Here is a 23,952-nt window from a genome sequence, read left to right as displayed (position 1 = left end):
TTCCTCCTCGACGCTGCTGAAGGCTGCAGCATCCGGCATCACGCCGGACGAGGGAAAGGACATACGGACTTAGCGCTTGGCGGCGGCGTCGCCGGCGCGGTCGCGCGCCTCCAGACCTGAAGCGTCGCAAGGGCGTGGCGCGGACACTTTGCGCCCGGCCGATTGTCGCGCCGGGATCTCCGGCGGCCTCAGTTTTGTATCAGTCGAAGCAGCGTTCCGTCGGGATCGATCAGGGCGCCCACCCAGCCGCCCCAGTCCTCGACCCTCGGCGCATGCAGGCGCGGCTGGCCCCAGCAGGTTTCGGCGAGTCCCGTCGACTTGCAGATCTCATAGAAAGTGTCGAGATCGTCCAGTCGCAGGCAGCAGCTGAAGTCGTTGGTCGACGGGTCGAGGTCGGGATGGGGGAAGAACTCCAGCGTCAGTTCGCCACGCGTCAGGATCATCCAGCCGTCGTCGCGCCAACCCTGGACGAAGCCAAGGGCGATGTAGAAGCGCGAGGTCGCTTCGAAGTCGCGGGACGGGAGGTTGGGGGTTGCGTGATCGCTCATCGCGCCAGACTAAGCGCAGCAACCCTTTCCATCCACCTGGATCGGCGGACAGGGCACGTCGGCGTAGGAGCAGAAGACGCAACAGTCACCGGCCTTGGGCTTGAGCGTTCGACCGCAGCCCAGGCAGTCATAGAAATACAGGCAGGCGTTCGTGGGCATGGTCTCGGTCGCAGAGTGGCCGCAGTGCGGGCACACCAGCGTGGACTGCAACTCCACCGCGGCCGTCATCGGGCCACCGCCAGGCGGGGCAGCGCCCACGGCTCGATGATGGGTTGCCAGGCCAGAGACAGCGTGACCAGCACCGTGGCCGCCACGAGCAGCCAGAACGCCACACGCGACGGCCGCCGGCACGACGCATCGCGGCGACATCGCTGGCGCCGCCGCCAGTGAAGCGCCCATCCTGCGAGCAAGGCCGCGATCGCGACGAGCGTCAGCCAGCCGCGCATCCCGGCGATCACCGCCGCTCCCGCGAACGTGACCCCTGCGAGCGAGAGCGCGAGCGGCAGGACGCAACAGGCGGCCCAAGCGAACAGGGACGCGGCGGCGCCGGCGGCGGCTGACACGCTGACCGCCATCTCCGGAACGTTTCCGTTTTTGTTTTCTGGCGCGTCCATGGCTTTCCCTCGCTCGATCGATCGCTAGGATGCAACCCGTAGCGGCTACGGGATCAAGCGGAAATGTCGGCGAGTGTCTTGACGATCGGAAAGTTGGCGGCGGGCGCCGGCGTGAACCTCGAAACGGTGCGCTACTACGAAGGCATCGGCCTGATGCCGAAGCCGGGCCGCACCCGCGGCGGCCACCGCAGCTATGACCCCGAACATCTCGAGAGGCTGCGGTTCATTCGCCGCTCGCGGGAGCTGGGATTCGGCGTCGACGCCATTCGCAAGCTGATCGCGCTTAGCGAACCGGGCCTGCAAGCCTGCGCCCAGATCAGGGACCTTGCGAGCGAGCATGTCGCCGGCATCGACGCCAGGATCGCCGACCTTCAAAGATTGCGGGGTGTGCTCCAGCAAGCGGTCGACGCCTGCGAGGCGGGCCGGCGAATCCACTGCCCGGTCATCGCCGAACTCGGCTCATCGGAGCCGGCGAGGGCCTTGCTCCAGACCCGTCGATCTTGACTCGGCATGGCGTGAGGAGCCTAGTCGGGTTCGCATGTGGGCCCTGATCCGCTCCCTTCTCGTCGCCTTGGCCCTGACCGGCTTCGTCGGTCAGACGACGGCGCATGCGACCCCTTCGCCCCCGATGACGCCGGCGACGGCGACCACGATGGACATGTCGGACTGCTGTCCGGACTGCCCCGAAACGGCCGCGCCGGTTTCTGACCCGTCCTCCAAGTCCAAGGCGCCGTGCCGGGACATGAGCTCCGCCTGCCTCGCCAAGGTCGGCTGCGCCGGCCTGGCCGTTCCCTTCCCCGGCCCGGCGGCGCTGGCCGCCCCGTTTCCCCCACATCGTCTGGCCGTCCTGCGTCCGGCCGACACCGACCGCGACGGAGTCGGTCCGCCGCCGCTGCAAGGTCCTCCAAAGCCCCAGGCCTGAAGCCACGCCCTGAACGACTGCCGACGCCGTCTGGCGTCGCGCCGCCGTCCGTCGCGCTCGCTCGAGCCTCGTCAACTTTCGGACCTTGACCCATGTCGAACCCCATTTGGCCGACCGCGCCAGGCGTCGCGCCGCGCCGCGCCGGCCTCGCGGCGAGCCTGATCGCCCTGCTCCACGCGTCCGGGCCCGCCCTCGCCGACCCCCTTACGTTCGACCAGGCCCTGACCCGGGCCGAGTCGGCGCCGGATCTGAGAGCCAGCGACCTGGAGGTCGCAGCCGCCCGCTCCGGCGCCGACGCGGCCGGACGACTGCCGGACCCGGAGTTGACCTTCGGCGTCGACAATTTTCCGGTGTCGGGTCCGATGGCCGGCCGCTTCGGCGACGACGAGATGACCATGGCCCGCATCGGCCTGATGCAGAGCGTGCCGAGCGGCGAGCGGCGGCGCGCCGAACGCGCGGTCGCCGACGCCGACATCGGCGTGGCCGAGGCCCGGGCGGGCATCGCCCGGCGCGACGTCCGCCTCGCGGCGGGGCTGGCCTGGATCGACCTGCACTACGCCGACCGCAAGCGCCGCGCGGTCGAAGAGGTCCTGGCGACCCTGGAGCCGCTGTGGGAGGCCGCCCCCGCCGGCGTCGCCTCGGGCGCCGACCGGCCGGCGACGGGGCTGGCGCCCGTCCGCCTCAGGGCCGCCCTGGAAGATCGACTCGCGGGCCTGCGGGCCGACGAGGCCCGGGCGCGCGCTGAGGTGACCCGCTGGACTGACGATCCCGCGCCCACGACCGCCGGGACGCCGCCTCACGTCGAGGTCGATCCTGCGACCCTGCGGGCCGCCCTGGACCGCCTGCCGATGCTGCAGGCCTACGCCGCGGCGGGCACGCGCGCCGACGCCGATGTCGCCATGGCCCAGGCCGGGCAAAGGCCCGACTGGGCGTTCGAGGTCGAGTACGGCCGACGCGACCCGATGTTCGGCGACATGGTCTCGGTCGGCGCGCGTGTCAGGTTGCCTCTGTTCGCCGACCAGCGACAGGCTCCGGTGATCGCCGCCCGGTCCGCCGACGCCGCCCGGGTCCGTGTCGAGCGCGAGGCCGCGCTGCGGACGCTGCGGGCTCAGCTCGAGAGCGACCTCGCAGACCATGTCATGCATCACGACCAATGGCTGAGGGCGCGGGACGTGGTCCTGCCTGACGCCCTGCGGCGCGCGGACCTGGAGACCGCCAGCTACGGCGCGGGCCGCGCCGGGATCGGCGAGGTGCTGGAAGCCTTCACCGCCGTCGCCGACGCCCGCCTGGAGGCGTTGGACCGCGAGGCCGCCGTGGCCCGCGACGCCGTGCGGCTCACGCTCATCTATGGGAGCGCCGATCAATGACCCGCCTCATGTCCCCCCGCGCCCGGCTGGCGGCGGCGGCCGTCCTGTTGCTCGCCGTCGGCCTGGGCGGCGGCCTGCTGGCCGGCCGATGGCTGCCGGCCGCCAAGGCGCCGACCGCCGCCTCGGGCGACGGCCGCGCCGTGCTCTACTGGTACGATCCCATGGTCCCGGACCAGCATTTCGACGCACCTGGCAAATCGCCCTTCATGGATATGCAGCTGGTTCCTCGCTACGCCGACGAGGCCGGCGCGGCGCCGGGCGTCCGCATCGACCCGTCCCGAATTCAGGCCTTGGGCGTCCGCTTCGCCACGGCGCGACAAGGTCGGCTGGCGGACGATCTGACCGCCACCGCCGTGGTCGATTTCAACCAGCGCGACATCGCCGTCGTCCAGGTCCGAGCCGCCGGATTCGTGCAGCGGACCTACAATCGCGCGCCCGGCGACATCATCGTCGCCGGGGCGCCGCTGGCCGATCTGCTCGTCCCGGACTGGGGCGGGGCCCAGACCGAGTATCTGGCGGTGCGGCGCAGCGGCGACGATCGCCTGATCGAGGCGGCGCGCCAGCGCCTGGTGCTGCTGGGCATGCCCGAGAGCCTGATCACTTCGGTCGAGCGGAGCGGCCGGCCGCGCACCGTCATCACCGTCACCAGTCCCATCGGCGGCGTGATCCGCACCTTGGGCGTCCGGTCTGGCATGAGCGTCCCGGCGGGCGCGACCCTGGCTGAGATCAACGGCCTGTCGACGGTCTGGCTCAACGCCGCCGTTCCTGAAGCCCTAGCCGGCCGCCTGCGCACCGGTCAGATAGTGGACGTCACGCTCGCCGCCTTCCCGGGCGAGCGGTTCACCGGTCGTCTCACGGCTCTGCTGCCCGAGGTGGCCGGCGAGAGTCGCACGGTCACCGGGCGCGTCGAACTCGCCAACCGTGGCGGCCGGCTGCGGCCGGGGATGTTCGGCCAGATCGCCCTCGGCGGTGGCGGAACTGACGCCCTGGTCGTCCCTTCCGAAGCGGTGATCCGCACCGGAACCCGTACGCTGGTCATGCTGGCCGAGCCGGGCGGGCGGTTCCGCCCGGCCGAGGTCCGTATCGGCCGCGAGGCCGCCGGCCAGAGCGAAGTCCTCGCCGGCCTCGCCGAAGGGGAGCGGGTGGTGGCCTCCGGCCAGTTCCTGATCGATTCCGAAGCCAGCCTCTCAGGGGTCGAGGCGCGGCCGATCGGATCGCCCGGCGCCGCGACGGCGGCGGCCGCTCCGACAGTCCACCAGACGACGGGACGGGTCGAAGCCTTGACGCCCGGGTCAATCACCATTTCGCATCCGCCGATCGCCAGCTTGAACTGGCCGGCCATGACCATGGCCTTCGACCTTCCCGACGCCGCCCGTACGCGCGGCCTGGCCGTCGGCGACCGGGTCCGCCTCGACTTCGAGCTGAAGGCCGGCAAGGCGACGATCCTGCGTCTCACCCCCGTCGAGGCCAGACCGTGATCGCCGCCGTCATCCGCGCCTCGGTCAAGGCCCGCGTCTTCGTCCTGCTTGCGGCGCTGGCCCTACTCGCCGCCGGTCTGTGGGCCGCGCGCAGCACCCCGGTCGACGCCCTGCCGGACCTCAGCGACGTTCAGGTCGTCATCCGCACGAGCTATCCGGGCCAGGCGCCCCAGATCGTCGAGAACCAGGTCACCTATCCGTTGGCCACGACAATGATGTCCGTCCCGGGCGCGCGCACGGTGCGCGGCTATTCCTTCTTCGGCGACAGTTTCGTCTATGTGCTGTTCGACGACGGGACCGACCTCTACTGGGCCCGCTCACGGGTGCTGGAATACCTCAACCAGGCTCAGTCCAGGTTGCCCGAGAGCGCCCGACCGGCGCTTGGGCCGGACGCCACCGGCGTGGGCTGGATCTACGAATACGCCCTGGTCGATCGGACCGGCCGCCACGACCTGTCGCAGCTGCGGTCCCTGCAGGACTGGTTCTTGCGCTATGAGCTCAAGACCGTGCCGGGCGTAGCTGAAGTCGCCAGCGTCGGCGGCATGGTCAAGCAATACCAGGTGGTCCTCGATCCGGCCCGGCTCGCCGGCTACGGCGTCACCCACCAAGCCGTCGTCGAGGCCATCCAGCGCGCCAATCAGGAGACCGGCGGCTCGGTGCTGGAACTGGCCGAGGCCGAATACATGGTCCGGGCCAATGGCTACCTGACCGACCTGGACGATTTCCGGGCCGTTCCGATCCGGACGGCGGCAGGCGGCGTGCCGGTCCGGCTGGGCGACGTGGCGACGATCCAGGTCGGACCGGAGATGCGCCGCGGCATCGCCGAACTGAACGGCCAGGGTGAGGTGGCGGGTGGGATCGTGATCCTGCGCTCCGGCGAAAACGCCCGCGCCGCCATCGCCGCCGTCCGGGACAAGCTGGAAGGCCTGAAGGCGAGCCTGCCGGCCGGGGTCGAGGTGGTGACCACCTACGACCGCTCTCAGTTGATCGACCGGGCCATCGCCAATCTCAGCACCAAGCTCCTGGAAGAGTTCCTGGTCGTGGCCCTGGTCTGCGGCCTGTTTCTCTGGCATGCGCGCTCGGCCCTGGTCGCCATCCTGACCCTGCCGCTGGGGGTGCTGGCCGCCTTTCTCGTCATGCGCGTCCAGGGCGTGGACGCCAACATCATGTCGCTAGGCGGCATCGCCATCGCCGTCGGGGCCATGGTCGATGCCGCGGTCGTGATGATCGAGAACGCTCATAAGCATATCGAGCGCTGGGAGCACGACCATCCAGACGAGCGTCTGCAAGGCGAGGCCCGCTGGCGGGTCGTCACCGACGCAGCCGCCGAGGTCGGGCCGGCGCTGTTCCTGAGCCTTGTCATCATCACCCTGTCGTTCGTGCCGGTGTTCAGCCTGCAAGCCCAGGAAGGCCGGCTGTTCGCGCCGCTGGCCTTCACCAAGTCCTACGCAATGGCGGCGGCGGCCATCCTGTCCGTCACGCTGGTCCCGGTGCTGATGGGCTATCTGATCCGCGGCCGCATCCCGGCCGAGCGGGAAAATCCGCTGAACCGGGCGTTGACCCGAGCCTACCAACCCGCGCTGGACTGGGTGATGGGCCGACCCCGGCTGACGCTGCTGCTCGCGGCCCTGGCCTTCGCCACCACCGCCTGGCCGCTCAGCCAGCTGGGCGGCGAGTTCCTGCCCAGTATGGACGAGGGCGACCTGCTCTACATGCCCTCGGCCCTGCCCGGCCTGTCGGCGGCCAAGGCTTCGGACCTGCTGCAACAGACCGACCGGATGATCTCGACCGTGCCGGAGGTGAAGACGGTGTTCGGCAAGGCCGGGCGGGCCGAGACGGCCACCGACCCCGCGCCGCTGGAGATGTTCGAGACCACCATCCAGTTCAAGCCGCGCGATCAGTGGCGGCCGGGCATGACGCCAGAGAAGCTGGTCGAGGAGCTTGACCGCGCCGTCCAGGTTCCGGGGCTGGCCAATGTCTGGGTGCCTCCGATCCGCAACCGCATTGATATGCTGGCGACCGGCATCAAGAGCCCCATCGGAGTGAAGGTTTCTGGGGCCGATCTGGCCGAGATCGACCGGATCGCCGCCGAGGTGGAACGGGCGGCCAAGGGCGTGCCGGGCGTGAGCTCCGCCTTGGCCGAGCGGCTGACCGGCGGCCGCTATATCGATGTCGACATCGACCGCGCCGCCGCCGCGCGCTACGGCCTCAACATCGCCGACGTGCAGTCCATCGTCGCCGGCGCCATCGGCGGCGAGACCATCGGACAGACCATCGAGGGACTCGCCCGCTACCCCATCAACGTCCGGTATCCGCGCGAACTGCGCGACAGCCTCGAAGGGCTGCGCGCCTTGTCTGTGCTGACGCCGTCAGGACAGCAGATCACGCTCGGCACGGTCGCCGAGGTCCGGATCGCTGACGGTCCGCCGATGCTGAAGACCGAGAACGGCCGGCCATCGACATGGGTCTACGTCGACGTCCGCGGGCGCGACCTGGCGTCGGTCGTTTCCGACCTCAGGACGGCCGTGGCCCGGGACGTGCGGTTCTCTCCCGGGGTCAGCGTCGCCTATGCCGGGCAGTTCGAGTACCTGCAGCGGGCCGCGGCGCGGCTGATGATCGTCGTGCCCGCGACCCTGCTGATCATCTTCGTCCTGCTCTACGTGACCTTCGGCCGACTCGACGAGGCCGCCCTCATCATGGGAACCCTGCCGTTCGCCCTGACCGGCGGAATCTGGATCCTCTATTTGCTGGGCTATCACCAGTCTGTCGCCACCGGTGTGGGGTTCATCGCCCTCGCCGGGGTTTCGGCGGAGTTCGGCGTGGTCATGCTGATCTACCTCAAACATGCTCTGGCCGACCGGGGGCCTTCGCCCTCGCCGGACCAGGTCGCCGAGGCCGTGCGCGAAGGCGCGCTGCTGCGGGTGCGCCCCAAGGCCATGACGGTCGCGGTGATCCTCGCCGGCCTCTTCCCCATCCTGGTCGGCCACGGCGCCGGCTCGGAGGTCATGAGCCGCATCGCGGCGCCCATGATCGGCGGCATGCTGACCGCCCCCCTGCTCTCGATGCTGGTGATCCCCGCGGCCTACCTGCTCCTGAGACGCCGATCGTCCCCCTCCACTGCTTCAATCCAAGGAGACACCCCTTGAAGCGCTTTCTGACCCTCACCGCCTTCGCCTCGACCGCCTTGCTCGCTGCCTGCGGCCAGCCGACCGAACCGGCGCCAGACACCGCCGCGCCCGCCGAGGACGCAGCAATGGTGCCCATGGCGCCGACCCCCGCCGCGCAGACGACCGGCCACGGAACCGGTGTCGTAACCGCCGTCGATCCTGCAGCCGGGACCGTCACGCTCGACCATGGCCCAATTCCGGAGGTGGGCTGGCCGGCCATGACGATGGGCTTCAAGGCGGATCCGGCGCTACTGGCGACGGTCAAGACCGGCGACCGGGTCCGCTTCGACCTGGTGATCAAGGGCGGGACCAGCGAGATCACCGCCATCCGTCCGGAATAGACCGGTCCGGGTCGGTCAAGGTCGGTCGTCGCCGCGACATCACGGACGTCGCGGCGACGACGCGCCCCGCCTAGAGTCATCCTTGTCAGCCTCTCAAGGAAGTCCGATGTCATCCATCTTCCTGTCACGCAGAGTCCTGCTGGCCGCTGCGCCGGCTCTCACTGCCGCTGGAACCGCTTGGGCCGCACCCGAGAATCGGTTGACCGCCTACAAGACGCCCTGGTGCGGCTGCTGCGGCGGCTGGATCAGCCACATGCGTCAAGCCGGTTGGACGGTCGAGGTCATCGAGCATGAGGACCTCGCGCCGATCCGGGCCCGACACGGGATCCCGGATCGATTGGCCTCCTGCCACACGGCCGTCGTCGGCGCCTATGCGGTCGAGGGTCATGTGCCGGCCGGCGACGTCGATCGCTTGCTGCGTGAACGCCCGGCTGCTCGCGCCCTGAGCGCCCCCGGCATGCCCGCCGGCTCGCCGGGCATGGAGGCCGCAGGACGCGAGCCCTACACCACGATGCTGATCCTCAACGACGGTTCCACCCGGGTGTTTGGACGGCACAACGGCGCCTGACCCTCCGTCGGCGAGCGGGCTAGGCCTCGTCCGCTTCCGAGCCCCGCGCGTCCTCCAGGATCTCCAGGCCGCCCTTGGCCGCGACGCCAGCGACCAGAACTCCGACCACCAGATCCGGCCACGACTGTCCAAGCCAAAGCACCAGACCGCCGGCGACGATGATCCCGCCGTTGGAGGCGAAGTCGTTGAAGCTGAACGTCTCGGCGGCGCGCAGATTGACATCGTCGCCGTCCAGCCGCCGCAGCATCTGCAGGCAGATCAGGTTCACGACCGCGGCGATGACCGCAAGGCCGATCATGGTCCAGCCGATTGGCTCCGCCCCGAACCACCAACGCCGCCCCGCATCGATCAGCACCCCGGCGGCGAAAACCAGCAGAAGGACGCCCGAGACCCGGGCGGCCCGCCGCTTCCACGCAATTGCGCGCCCCACGGCCAGGAAACTGATCAGATAGACGACCGAGTCCGAGGCGTTGTCGACCGCGTTAGCCAGCAGGGCGCTGGAATCGGCGATCACTCCGCCGATACCGAGCGCTGCGAAAAGCAGCGCATTCAGGATCAAAACGACGAGCAGAGTGCGTCGCTGCTCGCGGTCTTTCGCGTTCAAGGCTGTCAATCGTCCATTCCTTCCGAGGCTCGGTGTCTGACCGCCCTGGCGGCGAAGGTCGGCAAGACCAGAAGGGTCAACGCCGTTGCGGTCAAAAGGCCGCCGATGACCACGGTGGCCAAGGGCTTTTGCACCTCTGCGCCCGCCCCGTGCGCCAGCGCCATCGGAATGAAACCGACGATCGCCACGAGCGCGGTCGTCAGGACCGCTCGCAGACGACTGGAGGCGCCTTCGACCGCCGCCTCCATCGCCGGCAGGCCGGATGTCAGTCGCTCGCGAATAGCCTGCATCAGCACCAGGCCGTTGAGGGTCGCCACGCCCGAGACCGCGATGAAACCGACGGCGGCCGAGACGGAGAACGGCATCCCGCGCAAAAAGAGAGCGAGGGCTCCGCCAACGAGCGCAAGCGGCACGCATGCGAAGACCAACCCAGCCTCGGCGAAGGAGCCCAACGCCAGGAACAGCAAGACTCCGATCAGGATGAAGACGATCGGAATGACGACGCCGAAGCGCTGCTCAGCGCGCTTGAGATTTTCAAACTGGCCGCCCCAGTCGAGATGCACGGCCGCCGGCAGGTCGATCTCTCCAACCCGCGACTGGGCCTCGGAGACGAAACCGCCCAGATCCCGTCCCCGCACATTGGCCTGGACGACCATCCGCCGGCTGCCGTTCTCGCGGCTGATCTGGTTGGGGCCTTCGGCGGTCTGAATCCGGGCCACCGAAGCGAGCGGTACGACGACGCCTGACGACGAGACGATCGGCAAGGCGGCGAGGGCTGCGGGATCATTGCGAGCGTCATCCGGCAGACGGACCACCACATCGAAGCGACGATCGCCTTCGAAGATGCGACCCGCTTCTGCCCCCCCGACGCCCACGGATACGGCCTCGCTGACATCGGCCGCTGACAACCCGTAATTGGCGGCGGCGAACCGGTCGACGCTGACCGTCAGCGTCGGCAAACCCGACGCCTGCTCCACCCGCACGTCAGCCGAGCCCGGCGTTGCTCGCAGAGCCGCGGCGACCTGGTCCGCGACGCCCTGCATCGTGACGAAGTTGTCGCCGAAAACAGTGACTGCGAGGTCGCTTCTCACGCCTGAGCTCAGTTCGTTGAAACGCATTTCGATTGGCTGACTAAATTCGAACGCGTTTCCGAGCTGCTCCATGGCGGTGGCCTCGAGGCGCTCGACCAGTTCCTCCTTGTGTAGACCGGGCTCGGGCCAGTCGTTTCGATCCTTCAAGATGATGACCGCATCGGAGATATTCGGCCCCATTGGGTCGATCGCGACCTCGGCGGTGCCCGTCTTGGAGAAAACCGATTGAACCTCGGGCGTCGCCAGAAGAGCGCGTTCGAGATTCTGCTGCATTCGAAGCGACTGTTCGAGTGACGTCGCCGGAGGTTTGGCCACGAACATCGACACGTCGCCCTCGTCGAGCGTGGGGATGAACTCCCTGCCCAAGGCCATGAAGGACGCCGCGCCGACCGCTACGGCCGCCACCGCCGAGATCAGAACGACCTGGGGCCGGGCCACCGCCTGCCGGATGGCCGGCTCGATCCACCGGCGGGCGAAGCGGAGGATCCGCGTTTCATGTTCGACGACCTCCCCGTCGGGTCCGACGTGCGAGGATTTGGGATCTCGCACGAGCAGCGCGGTCATCGCGGGCACGAAGGTGAAGGAGAAGATGAAAGCCCCTACGAGCGCCAGCATCACGGTGGCGCCCATCGGCTGGAAGGTCTTGCCTTCCACGCCTTCCAGCAGCAGCAACGGTGCGAAGACGAGGAGGATGATCAACTGGCCGAAAGCGGCTGGCTTAACCATCTGGCGCGCGGATTGGATCGCCACCCCTAACCGCTCGTGGCGGGTAAGCACCCGACCGAGTTGGGCGCGCCGTTGAGCCAGCAGCAGAAGGGTGTTCTCGATCACCACCACTCCGCCGTCAACCATCAGCCCGAAGTCCAGGGCGCCCAGGCTCATCAGGTTGCCGCTGATCCCGAAGTGGTTCATGCCGATGACGGCGAACAGAAAGCTGAGCGGGATCATCAGCGCGGTGATGCTCGCCGCGCTGATGTTGCCCAGCAGCAGGAACAGGATCACCACCACGAGCAGGGCGCCCTCGGTCAGATTGCGCGCCACTGTGGCGATGGTGGAATTGACCAGCTCGCTCCGGTTCAACACCGGCGTTGCGACGATCCCCGGCGGCAGGCTGTCGCCGACCTCGGTTAGACGTTCCGCCGCGGCTTGAGCCACCGTGCGGCTATTGCCGCCGGCGATCATCAGAGCCGTTCCCATGACCACCTCGTGGCCATCCCGGCTGGCGGCTCCGAGCCGAAGCCCCTGCCCGACCTCGACCGTGGCGACGTCAGCGACGCGGATGACGAGACCGCCCCGGTTCACAATCGGCGCCTGCCTCAAATCCTCGACGTTGCCCGCCAAGGCATCCGTGCGAACGACCAGGGCCTCTCCACCCCGTCGAATGAAGCCGGCGCCGGCCTGGGTGTTCGCCCGTTCGAGCGCTTCGGTCAGGTCATTCAGCCCAAGACCATAGCTGGAGAGCCGCGCTACATCCGGTCGAACCGCATACTCCTTGACGTAGCCGCCGATCGTATCGACGCCGGCAAGTCCCTCGGTGCCGCGCATCAGAGGCGCGACGATCCAGTCCTGAACCGTGCGGAGATAGGTGGCGCGCTGCTCTGGCGTCGCGAGCCGTTCGCCTTCGGGAGTCAGATAATCGCCCCCCGCTTGCCAACCCGGCTGGCCGGGTCGGGACAGGTTCTGGCTGTTGAACGGCACATAATCGACCGTCCACATCAGCACTTCGCCCAAGCCGGTGGTGATGGGAGAAAGCGCGGGCTCGACACCCTCGGGCAGACCCTCACGAGCGGCCGCCAGCCGTTCCGCGACCTGCTGGCGCGCGAAATAGATGTCTGTCTCATCGGTGAAGATGGCGGTGATCTGGCTGAACCCGTTGCGCGATAGCGATCGGGTGCTCGTCAGGCCAGGAACGCCCGACAGCGCGGTTTCAAGCGGATAGGTCACCTGGCGCTCGATCTGTTCCGGCGCGAGGGCGGGAGCGACCGTGGTGATTTGCACTTGGCGGTTGGTGATGTCCGGGACCGCGTCGATCGGAAGCTTGGTCAGTTCAAACAGACCCAGTCCGGCGACGAGGGCGACGGCGATGACGACGAACCAGCGGAACCGGACCGACGCCGAAATGACGGCATTGAACATGGATCGATCCCTAGTCTTCGTCTTCGGCCTCGCCCTTGGCGAGTTCCGCTTTCAGGAGGAAGGCGTTGGCCCCCGCGATACGTTCGGAGCCGTCCAATCCGCGCAGGATTTCGGTTCGGTCTCCGGCTTGCCGGCCGATCAGCACCGGAACGGCCCGGAAGCCGTCCGCCGTTTGCACGAAGACCACAGCCGAGCCGTTCACGGTCTGGACGGACTCGGACGGCACGGTGAGACCATCCGACAAGGCGCCGGTCACGACCGTACCGCTGACGGCCGAGCCGGCGGGAGGCAAGCCTGCGTCGACGGGCCGGGCGCGGATGATCGTCGCGCCGCTTTGTTCGCTTGCATCGACGGCGACCCCGGTGACGACCGCAGCGAACTCGCCGTTCGCCCCTTGCACATTCATCCGGACGCCGGGGCTGACTTGAGCGGCCAAGGCGGGAGGCGCATTGAAAACGATCTCGACACGGGCGGGATTGGTGACCTCCGCGATCACGCTCCCTTGGGCCGCGAAGCCACCAGGTCCGACCTGAACGCTGGTCACAACGCCGTTGATCGGGCTGGCGACGCTTACGCGACCCGATGCGCTTGGCGATCCGGCTGCAGCCGTGCGGGCGCGCGCTGCCCGCGCCGCCGCCTCCGCGCTCAGCGCCTGCGCCCGCGACGCTTCGACGTCCTGTCGGGCGACGACGCCCGCCTGCTCCAGATTTTGATCCCGCTCGTAAGCGCGACGCGCGGCCTCCGCTGAAGCGTTGGCGGCTTCCGCGTCCGCGCGGTAGGTGGCGGCGTCGCCACTCACCAGAATGGCCAAGGGCTGTCCGGTTCGCACCGGTTGTCCGGGCGCCACCAGAACCCGCTCGACCCGCCCGCCAATCACCGCCGCGACAGAGGCTCGCGCATCGACCATCGGTTCGACCCGACCGCTCAACCGGGTCTCGCCGCCTCCGCCACCAGCGACCGTCACCATGGCGATACCGGCCGCCTGGATCTGGGCCGGAGTGAGGACCACGACGCCCTCGGCGGCGCCGCTTTCCGCCTCATGGCCTTCCTCCCCACTTTCTTCGGCGGCAGGCGCGGGCTCCGGGCCGAAGACCGAATAAAGCCCGACGCCGCCAAGCAGGATCACGGCGGCGGCTCCACCCAGGAGCCAGGGTTTGCGAAGCGAGGTGTGATTCATTGCGACGTTCCAAAAGGGGCGCGGCCTTGCAGGCGCGCGAGGTCGATTTCGGCGCGGACCCGCGCGAGGCGAGCGTCAACGGCGGCGTTGCGGGCGGAGATCAAGGCAGCGCGGGATGAGCGCAGCTCGAGTTGTGAGATACGGCCGGCTTCGAATCCGATCCTCGATAGCCGGTAGGCCTCCTCGGCCGCGGCGACGCCGGCGTCGGCCGCGGCGACCCGGCTAGCCGAAGCGCTGAGACGCGCCATCGCGGCGTCACGATCCGCCTGCGCCTCTTGACGGGCGCCCAGCAGCCGGGCGTCGGCGGCCCGAAACTCGGCCTGCGCCGCTTCGATGTTGCCTCGGTTGCGATCGAACAAGGGCAGCGGCAAGCTCACGCCCAGCGTGACGGCGGTGGCGTCTTCGGCTTCATAACGGCGAACGCCGACGGACGCGGTCACGTCGGGTCGGGACCTCAAGCGCTCCACGTCGATCCGGCGCTCCGCCGCCTCACGATCCGCTTCCGCCACCCGTACTGTAAGCGTTCCGGCTGCGCCGTCGTCGCTCGCCGCCAGGGGCGCGCGGTCGAGCAGGCCGCTGTCGATGGAGGTCACCGGAGCGGTCAGCATGGCGACCGCCCTCAGCCGGGCGAAAGCCGCATCGCGTTCTGCTTGGGCTTCATCCAGCGCGGCGCGGGCGGCGGCCGCTTCGCTCTCTCCCTGGATACCGCGCAGCAAGGGCTCACGTCCCTCCTCGACCAGAGTCAGGGCCGCCCGCGTATCGGCTACGGTGAGCGATAACGCCTCCTGAGCGAGGTCCGCGCGCCTTTCCGCAGCCTCAGCCTCGGCATAGACCAGCGCGAGACGTCCCGCGGCCTCGATGCCCGCCATGTCACGCCGCAAGGAGGCGGTTCCGGCGTCGGCGCGCGCCGCTTCGACGCGGGCGCCCCGGCGACCCCACAATTCCAGGTCCTGGCTGAGCGAGAGCGTGGTTTCGGCGTTGTTGTAGCCCTCGAATGGGCCGCTTCCGAAGGCGTTTTCAACCTCGAGCGCAGCGGTCGGATTCGGCCTGACCCTCGCCTGACGCACGCGCGCCTCGGCGGCGTCAAGCAAGGCGTCGGCCTCAAGCGTCGCCGGTGATTGGCCGAGACGCTGCAGAAGCGTTTCGTAGCTCGGCGCGGGATCGGCCCAGGCGGGACCGGTCAGACTGGTCGCCAGGGCGACCAGCGCGCAGCCCGCCGCGAGATGCGGCCGACGGCGAATGGGAGAAGGCATGATCTCATGTCCCGAAAGGTTGACGTGAAAGGCGCCGCTCAGGGCGCAGTCCCGTCAGCCTTGGGGCGGTCGATCCGGTCCGGACGGCGTGCGCGAGACGAAGGCGTCGGCCGGGGCGACCCGGCTGGAGACGCTGCGAACCGGCATCAGGGCCGGAGGCGAAGGCGCGTCCGCGGCGGTCATGGCGATGTGGTGACACTGGCAGTAGCTGCAGAACGGCCCGCACTGGCGGGGCTCGTCCGGCCGGGAGTCCGCCGGTTCCGAAACGACCACCGTCGCGGCCGTTGTGGATCCCGCCGGCCATTCACAGGCCATCGCATCGACGGACGTCATGCCGAAAACGGCGATGAACGCCGCCAGAAGCGTCGCCAGTAGACCACGATGGAATCGGGAACGTCCCATAAGCCCCCTTACCATGATTGTCCGACAGATCAATCAGAACGGCATGGCTCGCTGTCGACCGTCCGCTTCGCGCATTTTCCGCTTGATCCTCTAGTTGCTAGAGGATGCAGAAGGGGGGTGTTCTCACCGGAGTCTCCCCATGTCGACGCCTCTGACACCCGACGCAACCCCCGCTGCAGGATGCGGTTGCAGCACGCCGAAGTTCGATGGCGCCACCCCGGCGTACCGCCGGATCCTGGTGACCGTGATCGCCATCAACGCCCTCGCGTTCGTGGCGATCATCGGGGGTGCGATCGCACAAGGGTCCGCCTCGCTCGGCGCCAACGCCCTCGACTTCCTGGCCGACAGCGCCACCTACGCGATCAGCCTTTGGGCCATCGGCCGGAGCGTTCGCGTCCGCGCGGGCGCCGCGCTTCTAAAGGGGGCCAGCCTCGGCTTGCTGGCGCTCTCGATCCTTGGCTTCGCCATCTGGCGTGCGGTCACGGGGGCTCCGCCGGAGGGCTCGGTGATCACCGGCCTCGGATTGTTCGGGTTTGCCGCCAACGTCATCGCCGCCCTCCTTCTGGTGCGCCACCGAGACGGCGACGCCAACGTCCGCTCGGTCTGGCTGTGCACCCGCAACGACCTGATCCAGAGCCTCGTGGTCGCCGGGGCGGGCGCCCTCGTCTGGTTGACCGCGTCGCGGTGGCCGGACCTGATCGCCGGAATTCTGCTGGCCGGGGTGTTTCTGCAGTCCTCCTGGGCGGTCGTGCGTCAGTCGCGCGACGAACTGCGCGAGGCCGCATGACGACGATCGACTACACGCCCGCCCTCGGTCACTCAGGCCTGAGCGGCCTCTACGACCTGGCTATTGCGCTCTGGACGCGCGAGCGCCGCTGGCGATCGGCCTTCCTCGACCAGATCGCCCCCGGGGCTTCTGAAACACTCGTCGATGTCGGTTGCGGCACAGGCGCGCTCACCGCCTTGATCGCGGCAGAGGCGCCGACGGCGAAGGTGATCGGGATCGATCCCGATCCGGATATTCTCGCCCGCGCCCGAAACCGGGCGACGAAGCGCGGCCTGGCCGTCGTCTTTGCCCGCGGATACGCCGACGACGCGGCGACGCTGGTCGGACCCGGCCGGGCGGACAAGGCCGTCTCCAGCCTGGTCTTCCATCAGGTTCCGCTCGCCGGCAAACGGAGCGGCCTCGCCGCGATGTTCGACGCCCTCCGGCCCGGCGGCGAGCTGCATATCGCCGACTACGGTCTGCAACGCACTCCGCTGATGCGATTTCTCTTCCGCCAGGTCCAGGCGCTCGACGGTCGGGAAAATACCCAGCCGAGCGCTGAAGGCGTTCTCCAGGGCCTCATGGCCGAGGTCGGCTTCGAGGGCGTGGAGGAATGCAAGGTCATTCCCACGCCGAGCGGCTCGATCTCCCTCTACAGGGCGCGCAAGCCGCTAGCTCGCCCTATCGCTGCTCGACCCTGACTCATCCCCTCACCAAAGGAGCCTTCAATGCGCACGGTTCTCTCCATGCTCACCCTCTTAGCCGCCTTCGCCGCTGCCCCCGTCGTCGCCCAGTCAACCGCGCCGACACGCGCGGTCCTGGCGGACGCGTCGCGCGTCCCCGCCCGCGCCACCATCATCGATGGTGCGAACTGGCGCTGCGAAGGCCAGACCTGCACCGCCTCAGGCGGTGTTGATCAGCCGGCGCCGCGCGCCTGCCGCCGCGTCGTGGCCCGTTTCGGCGCCGTGACAGAGTTCTCGTGGAAGGGCACGGTCCTCTCGGGCGAGCAACTGGCCGTATGCAACCGGTGACGGCGGTAACGTCAATGTCGATGTCATGCCCGACCCGTCAGGGTTTAGAGACAATGGTCTTCTCGCCAAGCCTGGTGGCCGACACCGCCTCCGACGCCGAACGGCTGGATTTCCTTTTACAGAGCGCGCAAGTCCGTGGGCGGCGCCGATGACTAAAACGCCCTTGCCTTCCAGCCTCGCACGAACGCTCGGCTTTGCTCTGGCGGGGTTCGTCGTGGTCGTGGACCAATCGACCAAGGCCTGGGCTCGCGCTCAACTCGACGAGCCGGTGGACCTCGGTCCTTTCCTGAACCTGATCCTCGGCTTCAACCGGGGCGTCAGCTTCGGCTTGCTGTCGGCCGATGGGGATGCGGGGCGCTGGCTCCTCGTAACGGTCACCGGTTTGATCGCGGCGGCGATGCTGGTCGCGATCGGCCGTTCACGACGTCAAAGCATGATCTTCGCACTGGCGCTGGTGGCCGGCGGGGCGCTGGGCAACATCGTCGACCGCGTCCGATCGGGCGCGGTGACGGACTTCATCGACGTTCATATCGGCAAGGCGCATTGGCCGACGTTCAACCTCGCCGACGCCGCCATTGTTCTCGGCGTGGCGGCCCTGATCTTCTTGTCGGCGCGGAACGCCAGGGACGACGGCGCCGTGGAGATTCGGCGGTGAGCTTGCGGTCGGAAGGTCAGTTGCGCCCGGAGGCCCGCTCGCCCGCCGGGATGAGGGACACGACATGATGAGGCTCGACAAGGAGCAGACGCTCATCCTCATCTGGTCGATGGCCGCCATCGCAATGACCGTCGCCGTGCTGGTCGGGGCCTGGATGGGGCTGCCGCCGCAGTGGGCGGGGATCGACGGAGCGCCGCCGCTCGCCGAGCGGCTGGCGTATGCTTTGCGGGTCGATCTGCCAATCTTCCTCTGGCTGGCTGGCTGCGTCCGCGTAGTGGCCAGCGTGCGTTTTCGCTCCGACGCGGACCGCCCGGGGTCGGCCTACGCGCCGCCGAGCGCCCGGCTGGCGGCGCCCGCGGCCGTCCTGCAGAACTCCCTGGAGCAGACGGTTTTGGCCTTCGGCGGCCATTTGATCCTGGCTACCACCTTGAGGGGGCCCGAGCTCGTCCTCCTGCCCGCTCTCGTCGCGCTCTACCTTTTCGGTCGTGTGACCTTCGCGTTCGCCTACCCCAAAGGCGCGGCGGCCCGGGCCTTCGGCATGGCGCTCACCGGCGCCTCGACCTTGGCCGCTTACGCCATCGCCATCTTCCAGATTTTCTTGGGTCGTTGAGTTCGCCCTCCGCCTCTAGTCGCGGACCATCCCGCCCCCTAGGTTCCCGCCATGCCCGATGCTCCCGCCTTCGCCCTGCAAACCATCGGCAAGCTGGCGGCCGCCACCGGGGTGAAGGTCCCTACCATCCGCTTCTATGAGCAGATCGGTCTGCTCCCCGTCCCACCGCGCACGGCTAGCGATCGGCGACTTTACGACGGGGACGCGTTGCGCCGACTGTCCTTCATCCGTCACGCGCGTCAGCTGGGTTTCGACCTCGACGCCATTCGATCGCTGCTGGATCTGGCCGACCATCCTGAAAGGCCCTGTAGCGAAGCCAACGCTATCGCCCAGCGCCACCTCGCCGATGTCACGATCAAAATCTCTCAGCTGAAGGCGCTCCAGGGAGAGCTATCCCGCATGACCGCCGAATGCGCAGGCGGCCGCGTCTCGGCCTGCAAGGTCATCGAGGTCTTGCATGATCCGGCGCCTGCAGCCGTCCCGACGGCCTAAGCGCGACATTGGCCGCGACACCTCGTCGCACGAATGCTAATGCGACCCGTTCACAGCTAGGCTCGTCATGCGTCATCTGCTCCGATCGCTTCTCTTGGCTCTTGCCTTGGGCTTCTCCATTCCCGCCCACGCCCAAGCCCCCGCCGCCTCCGAGGCCCAGGTCGCCTGGCGCTTGCTGGATTATGTCGCGGTCGACTATGCCGGCGCCGTCGCGAACGGACAGGTCATCAGCGCTGCCGAATACGGAGAAATGATCGAGTTCGCCGGTCAGATCCGCACCCGGATCGCCGCCCTCCCCGCCCATGAGGCGAAAGCGGACCTCTCGCGGAACGCCGCAGCGCTCGAGAGCAGCATCCGCGCCAAAGCCTCGCCGGAAGACGTCGGCGCCCGGGCCAAGTCCCTCGCCGCGGCGCTGCTCGCGGCCTATCCGAGCCCGCTGGCGCCGGCCTTCCCACCCGATCTCGCCCGGGGGCAGGCCCTCTATCAGGAGCAGTGCGCCGTCTGCCACGGCGTCACCGGACGAGCCGACGGCGAGGGCGCCCAGGGGCTGGATCCCGCGCCCATCGCCTTCGCTGACGTCGAGCGCGCCCGCCAGCGCAGCGTGTTCGGCCTCTATCAGGTGATCGACCAGGGCCTGGACGGCACCGCCATGGCCAGTTTCGCGCATCTCCCGGCGGAGGATCGCTGGGCCCTGGCCTTCTACGTCGGGCGGTTCGCCTTCACCGACGCCGAGGCCGCCGAAGGCCAACGTCTGTGGGAGAGCGATCCGGCGATCCGCACCGCCTTCCCCACCTTGGCCTCCGTCACCCAGACCACGCCCGCCGACCTGGCGTCGCGCATCGGCGAGACCAAGGCCCGCGCCGTCACCGCCTACATCCGCCGGCATCCGGACGCCGCCTCTCCGGCCTCGGGCGGCGCGCTCACGCTCGCCCGCACACGCCTGGCGGAAAGCCTGGCGGCCTACCGCGCGGGCGACCGCAAACAGGCCGCCGATCTGGCGCTCTCGGCCTATCTCGACGGCTTCGAGCCGGTGGAGCCGGCGCTCGGCGCCCGCGACGGCGCCCTGCTGCGTCGTGTCGAAACCGCCATGACCGGCCTGCGGGCCGCCATCGGGCGCGGCGCGCCCGCCGAAGAGGTCCAGGCCCAGGTCGCGCGGCTCAACGCCCTGCTCGACACCGCCGAACGGGCCCTGGCCCCGCAGGAGGCGGACAACGTCGCCAGTTTCGCGGGCGCCTTCACCATCCTGCTTCGCGAAGGCCTGGAGGCTCTGCTGATCGTGGTCGCCATGATCGCCTTCCTGCGCAAGGCGGAACGCCCCGAGGCGCTGCGCTATGTACACGGCGGCTGGGTCGCGGCCCTGCTCGCCGGCGGGGCCACCTGGGCGGCGGCGACCTTCCTGATCTCGATCAGCGGGGCGAGCCGGGAGCTGACGGAGGGCTTCGGTTCTCTGCTGGCGGGCGCGGTCCTGGTCTCGGTCGGCATCTGGATGCATGGCAAGTCCCACGCGGACGCCTGGCAGATCTACATCCGCGAGAAACTGTCCAAGGCCCTGTCGGGGCGGTCGGCCTGGCTGCTGTTCCTGCTCGCCTTCGTGGTGGTCTACCGCGAGGTGTTTGAGACCATCCTGTTCTACGCCGCCATCTGGAGCCAAGGCGGCCATGTCGGCATGCTGGCCGGCGCCTTGACCGCCGTGGCCATTCTGGCGGTCATCGCCTGGGCCCTGCTGACCTACAGCAAGCGCCTGCCGATCGGTCAGTTCTTCTCCCTCAGCTCGATCCTGATGGCCGTGCTTTCGGTCGTGCTGGTCGGCAAGGGGGTCGCGGCCCTGCAGGAGGCGGGCTGGATCGATGTCCATCCGATCGCCTGGCTTCCCCGAATCGAGATCCTTGGCCTCTACCCGACGCTCGAGGGCGTCGGGGTCCAGATCCTGACCGTGGCCATTCTTGCGATCGGCTTCGTCCGATCGTCCCGGCCGTCGGGCACAAAGGCCCCGACTGCCGCCTGATCTCTAATGAGCGCGCGTCTAACGCCGTCAGGTCGGCGTGGAAGGACTTTGCGGGACCTGCGGCTTGAAGGCGATGGCCGACAGATCCGTCGCGGCGTCGATCGCAAGCCCGGAGGCTCTACGCTCGGAGTAGCGGTCGACCAGCTGGACAGCGTGGGGCCGGGTCAGGATGGTGAAGCGCACCAGCTCCTCCATTACGTCGACGATCCGCTCGTAGTAGGCGGAGGGCTTCGTCCGCCCGGCGTCGTCGAACTCCTGAAAGGCCTTGGCAACGCTCGACTGGTTGGGGATAGTGATCATCCGCATCCAGCGGCCGAGCAGGCGCAGGGTGTTGACGGCGTTGAAACTCTGGGACCCGCCGGAAACCTGCATGACGGCCAAGGTCCGCCCCTGAGTCGGGCGGACGCCGCCCATGCTGAGGGGCAGATGGTCGATCTGCAGCTTCATCAGGCCCGAGACCTGGCCATGCCGTTCGGGGCTGCACCAGACCATGCCTTCGGACCAGAGGGCATGCTCGCGCAGTTCGCGCACGGCCGGGTGGTCGTCGTCGCCCGGCGCCCCCGGAAGGGGCAGGTCCGACGGATCGAAGATGCGGGTTTCGCATCCCATCCACTGCAGCAGGCGGGCCGCCTCCTCGACGCAGAAGCGCGAGTAGGACCGTTCGCGCAGCGATCCGTACAGAAGCAGGATCCGGAGCGGAGGGTCGTGCGGCCCCAGACCGCGAGCAGGATCGACCGACAAATAGGCCTTGTCCAGGGCCGGCAGATGATCCGGATCAGGCAGCGCCCGCAGGCGGTCGAACGTCATCACAGGTCCTTGGTCAGATAGGCCGCCGATGCCGGGCACAGCCCCGCGAACTCGCGGGTCCGCCGGATCGCCTCCGGCGCCGTCTGGCGGTCCGCCGCCCGGTAGCCGTGCCGAGTGAAGAAGGGCTCGGCCGTGGTGGTGAGCAGATGAAGGCGTGCGCCGCCCAAGTCACCGGCGACGGTTTCGACGGCGGCCAGCATCCGGCTTCCGAGGCCACGCGCCTTCCGGTCGGCGAGCACCACCAGGGAGCGGAGCAGCAGGTCGCGCCCCTCCCCTTCAAGCCCGACGTAGCCGACGACGGCGCCGTCGTGATCGGCGCTGAAGTAGCGGCCGGCCTCAGGCGCGGGCAGGCCTTCGGCCCGCAGCGCGGCGATCAGGCCGACGTCGTGCGCCTCGATCAGATGCAGGACCACCATCACCCGGCGTCCGCCGGCGGAACGGTGTCGGGGAACCAGCGCCGGCCCATCCAGAGGGCGACCGACACCAGCAGGATCAGCACCGGCACCTCGACCAGCGGGCCGATGACGGCGGCGAAGGCGACCGGCGAGGCCAGGCCGAAGGCCGCGATGGCGACCGCGATGGCCAGCTCGAAATTGTTGGAGGCCGCGGTGAAGGCCAGGGCCGTGGTGCGCGGGTAGTCGGCCTCGCTCAGCTTGCCCATCAGGAAGCTGACGACGAACATGACGAGGAAGTAGATCGTCAGCGGAATGGCGATGCGCAGGGCGTCCAGCGGCAGGGCGACGACCTCTCCGCCCTTGAGGCTGAACATGGCCACGATGGTGAACAGCAGCGCGATCAGGGTGATCGGCCCGATGCGCGGAAGAAAGCGGCGCTCGTACCATTCGGCGCCCTTACGGGCGATCAGGCTGCGGCGGGTCAGGAAACCCGCCAGGAACGGCATGCCGAGATAGACCAGCACGGCTCCGGCGATGGTCCAGACGCGGACGTCCACCACGCTGCCCTGCAGGCCGAACAGCGGCGGCAGGACGGTGAGGAAGAGCCAGGCGTAGAGGCTGAAAAACAGGATCTGGAAGACCGAGTTGAAGGCCACGAGGCCGGCCACATACTGGTTGTCGCCGCGCGCCAGCTGGTTCCATACCAGCACCATGGCGATGCAGCGCGCCAGGCCGATCAGGATCACGCCGGTCATGTACTCCGGCTGATCGCGCAGGAAGATCACCGCCAGGACGAACATCAGCACCGGCCCGAGAACCCAGTTCTGGATCAGGGACAGGGCCAGGACCCGCTTGTCGGCGAACACGCGCGGCAAGGCCTCATAGCGGACCTTTGCCAGCGGCGGGTACATCATCAGGATCAGGCCGATGGCGATCGGGATGTTGGTGGTCCCGACCGAGAGGCTGTCGACCCAGGCGGGCAAGCCCGGCACGACGGTTCCGAGCAGGACGCCCAGCGCCATGGCGGCGAAGATCCATAGCGTCAGCCAGCGGTCGAGGAACGACAGGCGGCGCGGCGAAGCGGCGGGTGCGTCGGTCATCGCGTCACCCGCCGGCCGTCGGCGTCGATGACGACCTCCCCGTCTTCCTTGGTGAAGGGCTTCAGGTTCTCGGCCGGCAGCAGGTCCAGCACGGCCTCCGATGGGCGGCAGAGGCCCACGCCCAGGGGACTTACGACGATCGGACGGTTGAGCAGGATCGGATGGGCCTCGATCGCATCGAGCAGTTGCTCGTCCGTCAGGCCGGGGGCGTCGAGACCCAGCTCGGAGAAGGGCGTGCCCTTCTCGCGCAGCAGGTCGCGCAGCGGCTTGCCTGCCCGTTTAGCCAGCCAGGCGACCATAGTCCGCGACGGCGGCGTCTTCAGATACTCGACAATATGCGGCTCGATGCCGACGTGGCGGATGAGTTCGAGCGCATTGCGCGACGTCCCGCAGGCGGGGTTGTGATAGATGACGATGTCCACG

At 68.8% G+C, this 23,952-nt stretch carries 26 protein-coding genes; 14 read left to right on the top strand and 12 right to left on the bottom strand.

Annotation, left to right across the window (positions count from 1 at the left end; translation table 11 throughout):
• Positions 1–188: 188 nt before the first annotated feature.
• Genes AC1RKE_RS14470 through AC1RKE_RS14460 form a run of 3 tightly spaced genes read right to left on the bottom strand, consistent with a single transcriptional unit; the run spans position 189 to position 1,162 of the window.
• The gene (locus AC1RKE_RS14470; protein ID WP_054765270.1) at positions 189–548 is read right to left on the bottom strand and encodes a bleomycin resistance protein; all 360 of its coding nucleotides are present in this window, start codon (positions 546–548) and stop codon (positions 189–191) included.
• Positions 549–557: 9 nt separating this feature from the next.
• Positions 558–776 carry a GDCCVxC domain-containing (seleno)protein gene (locus AC1RKE_RS14465; protein WP_082382644.1) on the bottom strand — a complete coding sequence of 73 codons (219 nt, stop codon included), beginning with the start codon at positions 774–776 and terminating at the stop codon, positions 558–560.
• Positions 773–1,162 carry a hypothetical protein gene (locus tag AC1RKE_RS14460; protein ID WP_054765269.1) on the bottom strand — a complete coding sequence of 130 codons (390 nt, stop codon included), beginning with the start codon at positions 1,160–1,162 and terminating at the stop codon, positions 773–775. Before AC1RKE_RS14460 ends, AC1RKE_RS14465 begins: the two co-directional genes overlap by 4 nt.
• Before the next feature lie 78 nt (positions 1,163–1,240).
• Here AC1RKE_RS14460 and AC1RKE_RS14455 point away from each other — a divergent pair, with 78 nt between their 5' ends.
• From AC1RKE_RS14455 to AC1RKE_RS14425, 7 genes are all read left to right on the top strand, one after another.
• On the top strand, positions 1,241–1,666 hold the full coding sequence (locus AC1RKE_RS14455) for a MerR family transcriptional regulator (protein ID WP_224761354.1): 426 nt from the start codon (positions 1,241–1,243) through the stop codon (positions 1,664–1,666).
• A gap of 34 nt (positions 1,667–1,700) precedes the next feature.
• Complete coding sequence (locus AC1RKE_RS14450) at positions 1,701–2,084, top strand: hypothetical protein (protein ID WP_292044861.1); 384 nt, start codon at positions 1,701–1,703, stop codon at positions 2,082–2,084.
• Between the two features lie 92 nt (positions 2,085–2,176).
• Positions 2,177–3,451, top strand: a complete 1,275-nt coding sequence (locus AC1RKE_RS14445) for a TolC family protein (RefSeq protein ID WP_082382643.1) — start codon at positions 2,177–2,179, stop codon at positions 3,449–3,451.
• Positions 3,452–3,459: 8 nt separating this feature from the next.
• Positions 3,460–4,929 carry an efflux RND transporter periplasmic adaptor subunit gene (locus tag AC1RKE_RS14440; protein WP_492897326.1) on the top strand — a complete coding sequence of 490 codons (1,470 nt, stop codon included), beginning with the start codon at positions 3,460–3,462 and terminating at the stop codon, positions 4,927–4,929.
• Positions 4,926–8,075, top strand: a complete 3,150-nt coding sequence (locus AC1RKE_RS14435) for an efflux RND transporter permease subunit (RefSeq protein WP_348684603.1) — start codon at positions 4,926–4,928, stop codon at positions 8,073–8,075. Before AC1RKE_RS14440 ends, AC1RKE_RS14435 begins: the two co-directional genes overlap by 4 nt.
• Entirely contained in the window at positions 8,072–8,437 is a 366-nt protein-coding gene (locus AC1RKE_RS14430; protein ID WP_348684604.1) for a copper-binding protein, read from the top strand. The genes AC1RKE_RS14435 and AC1RKE_RS14430 overlap by 4 nt, the downstream gene beginning before the upstream one ends.
• A gap of 106 nt (positions 8,438–8,543) precedes the next feature.
• On the top strand, positions 8,544–9,005 hold the full coding sequence (locus AC1RKE_RS14425; RefSeq protein WP_292023529.1) for a DUF411 domain-containing protein: 462 nt from the start codon (positions 8,544–8,546) through the stop codon (positions 9,003–9,005).
• 19 nt (positions 9,006–9,024) lie between these two features.
• On the opposite strand, the gene AC1RKE_RS14420 is transcribed toward AC1RKE_RS14425, so the two are convergent.
• Genes AC1RKE_RS14420 through AC1RKE_RS14400 form a run of 5 tightly spaced genes read right to left on the bottom strand, consistent with a single transcriptional unit; the run spans position 9,025 to position 15,668 of the window.
• On the bottom strand, positions 9,025–9,618 hold the full coding sequence (locus tag AC1RKE_RS14420; RefSeq protein ID WP_292023531.1) for a cation efflux transmembrane domain-containing protein: 594 nt from the start codon (positions 9,616–9,618) through the stop codon (positions 9,025–9,027).
• Positions 9,615–12,836 (bottom strand): efflux RND transporter permease subunit, encoded by a 3,222-nt coding sequence (locus AC1RKE_RS14415; protein ID WP_492897323.1) that lies wholly within the window; start codon positions 12,834–12,836, stop codon positions 9,615–9,617. Before AC1RKE_RS14415 ends, AC1RKE_RS14420 begins: the two co-directional genes overlap by 4 nt.
• A 10-nt stretch (positions 12,837–12,846) precedes the next feature.
• Complete coding sequence (locus AC1RKE_RS14410; protein ID WP_348684056.1) at positions 12,847–14,013, bottom strand: efflux RND transporter periplasmic adaptor subunit; 1,167 nt, start codon at positions 14,011–14,013, stop codon at positions 12,847–12,849.
• Positions 14,010–15,266 carry a TolC family protein gene (locus tag AC1RKE_RS14405; protein WP_292020431.1) on the bottom strand — a complete coding sequence of 419 codons (1,257 nt, stop codon included), beginning with the start codon at positions 15,264–15,266 and terminating at the stop codon, positions 14,010–14,012. Before AC1RKE_RS14405 ends, AC1RKE_RS14410 begins: the two co-directional genes overlap by 4 nt.
• 54 nt (positions 15,267–15,320) lie before the next feature.
• Complete coding sequence (locus AC1RKE_RS14400) at positions 15,321–15,668, bottom strand: hypothetical protein (protein ID WP_292020428.1); 348 nt, start codon at positions 15,666–15,668, stop codon at positions 15,321–15,323.
• 139 nt (positions 15,669–15,807) lie between these two features.
• On the opposite strand from AC1RKE_RS14400, the gene AC1RKE_RS14395 reads away from it, so the two are divergent.
• From AC1RKE_RS14395 to AC1RKE_RS14365, 7 genes are all read left to right on the top strand, one after another.
• Positions 15,808–16,455 carry a cation efflux transmembrane domain-containing protein gene (locus AC1RKE_RS14395; protein WP_292020427.1) on the top strand — a complete coding sequence of 216 codons (648 nt, stop codon included), beginning with the start codon at positions 15,808–15,810 and terminating at the stop codon, positions 16,453–16,455.
• The gene (locus tag AC1RKE_RS14390) at positions 16,452–17,135 is read left to right on the top strand and encodes a class I SAM-dependent methyltransferase (protein ID WP_292020425.1); all 684 of its coding nucleotides are present in this window, start codon (positions 16,452–16,454) and stop codon (positions 17,133–17,135) included. The genes AC1RKE_RS14395 and AC1RKE_RS14390 overlap by 4 nt, the downstream gene beginning before the upstream one ends.
• Positions 17,136–17,162: 27 nt before the next feature.
• Complete coding sequence (locus AC1RKE_RS14385; RefSeq protein ID WP_292020423.1) at positions 17,163–17,465, top strand: DUF8200 family protein; 303 nt, start codon at positions 17,163–17,165, stop codon at positions 17,463–17,465.
• Positions 17,466–17,613: 148 nt separating this feature from the next.
• The gene (gene lspA, locus AC1RKE_RS14380) at positions 17,614–18,120 is read left to right on the top strand and encodes a signal peptidase II (protein ID WP_348684054.1); all 507 of its coding nucleotides are present in this window, start codon (positions 17,614–17,616) and stop codon (positions 18,118–18,120) included.
• A gap of 64 nt (positions 18,121–18,184) precedes the next feature.
• Complete coding sequence (locus AC1RKE_RS14375; RefSeq protein ID WP_292020417.1) at positions 18,185–18,730, top strand: MAPEG family protein; 546 nt, start codon at positions 18,185–18,187, stop codon at positions 18,728–18,730.
• Between the two features lie 51 nt (positions 18,731–18,781).
• Positions 18,782–19,222 (top strand): MerR family transcriptional regulator, encoded by a 441-nt coding sequence (locus AC1RKE_RS14370; protein WP_292020415.1) that lies wholly within the window; start codon positions 18,782–18,784, stop codon positions 19,220–19,222.
• Between the two features lie 67 nt (positions 19,223–19,289).
• Complete coding sequence (locus AC1RKE_RS14365) at positions 19,290–21,227, top strand: FTR1 family protein (RefSeq protein WP_492897318.1); 1,938 nt, start codon at positions 19,290–19,292, stop codon at positions 21,225–21,227.
• Between the two features lie 27 nt (positions 21,228–21,254).
• On the opposite strand, the gene arsH is transcribed toward AC1RKE_RS14365, so the two are convergent.
• Genes arsH through arsC form a run of 4 tightly spaced genes read right to left on the bottom strand, consistent with a single transcriptional unit; the run spans position 21,255 to position 23,951 of the window.
• The gene (arsH, locus tag AC1RKE_RS14360) at positions 21,255–22,034 is read right to left on the bottom strand and encodes an arsenical resistance protein ArsH (protein ID WP_348683990.1); all 780 of its coding nucleotides are present in this window, start codon (positions 22,032–22,034) and stop codon (positions 21,255–21,257) included.
• Positions 22,034–22,450 carry an arsenic resistance N-acetyltransferase ArsN2 gene (gene arsN2, locus AC1RKE_RS14355; protein ID WP_292020410.1) on the bottom strand — a complete coding sequence of 139 codons (417 nt, stop codon included), beginning with the start codon at positions 22,448–22,450 and terminating at the stop codon, positions 22,034–22,036. Before arsN2 ends, arsH begins: the two co-directional genes overlap by 1 nt.
• Positions 22,450–23,529, bottom strand: a complete 1,080-nt coding sequence (gene arsB, locus AC1RKE_RS14350) for an ACR3 family arsenite efflux transporter (RefSeq protein WP_348683989.1) — start codon at positions 23,527–23,529, stop codon at positions 22,450–22,452. Before arsB ends, arsN2 begins: the two co-directional genes overlap by 1 nt.
• Positions 23,526–23,951, bottom strand: coding sequence for an arsenate reductase (glutaredoxin) (arsC, locus tag AC1RKE_RS14345; protein ID WP_348683988.1), 426 nt, complete (start codon positions 23,949–23,951; stop codon positions 23,526–23,528). The genes arsB and arsC overlap by 4 nt, the downstream gene beginning before the upstream one ends.
• Position 23,952: the final 1 nt, after the last annotated feature.

The sequence above is a fragment of the Brevundimonas sp. GW822-FHT03E11 genome (genome assembly GCF_058801445.1).
The sequence above is the reverse complement of the archived record's forward strand: the minus strand, read 5'-3'. Positions and strand labels throughout refer to the sequence as shown.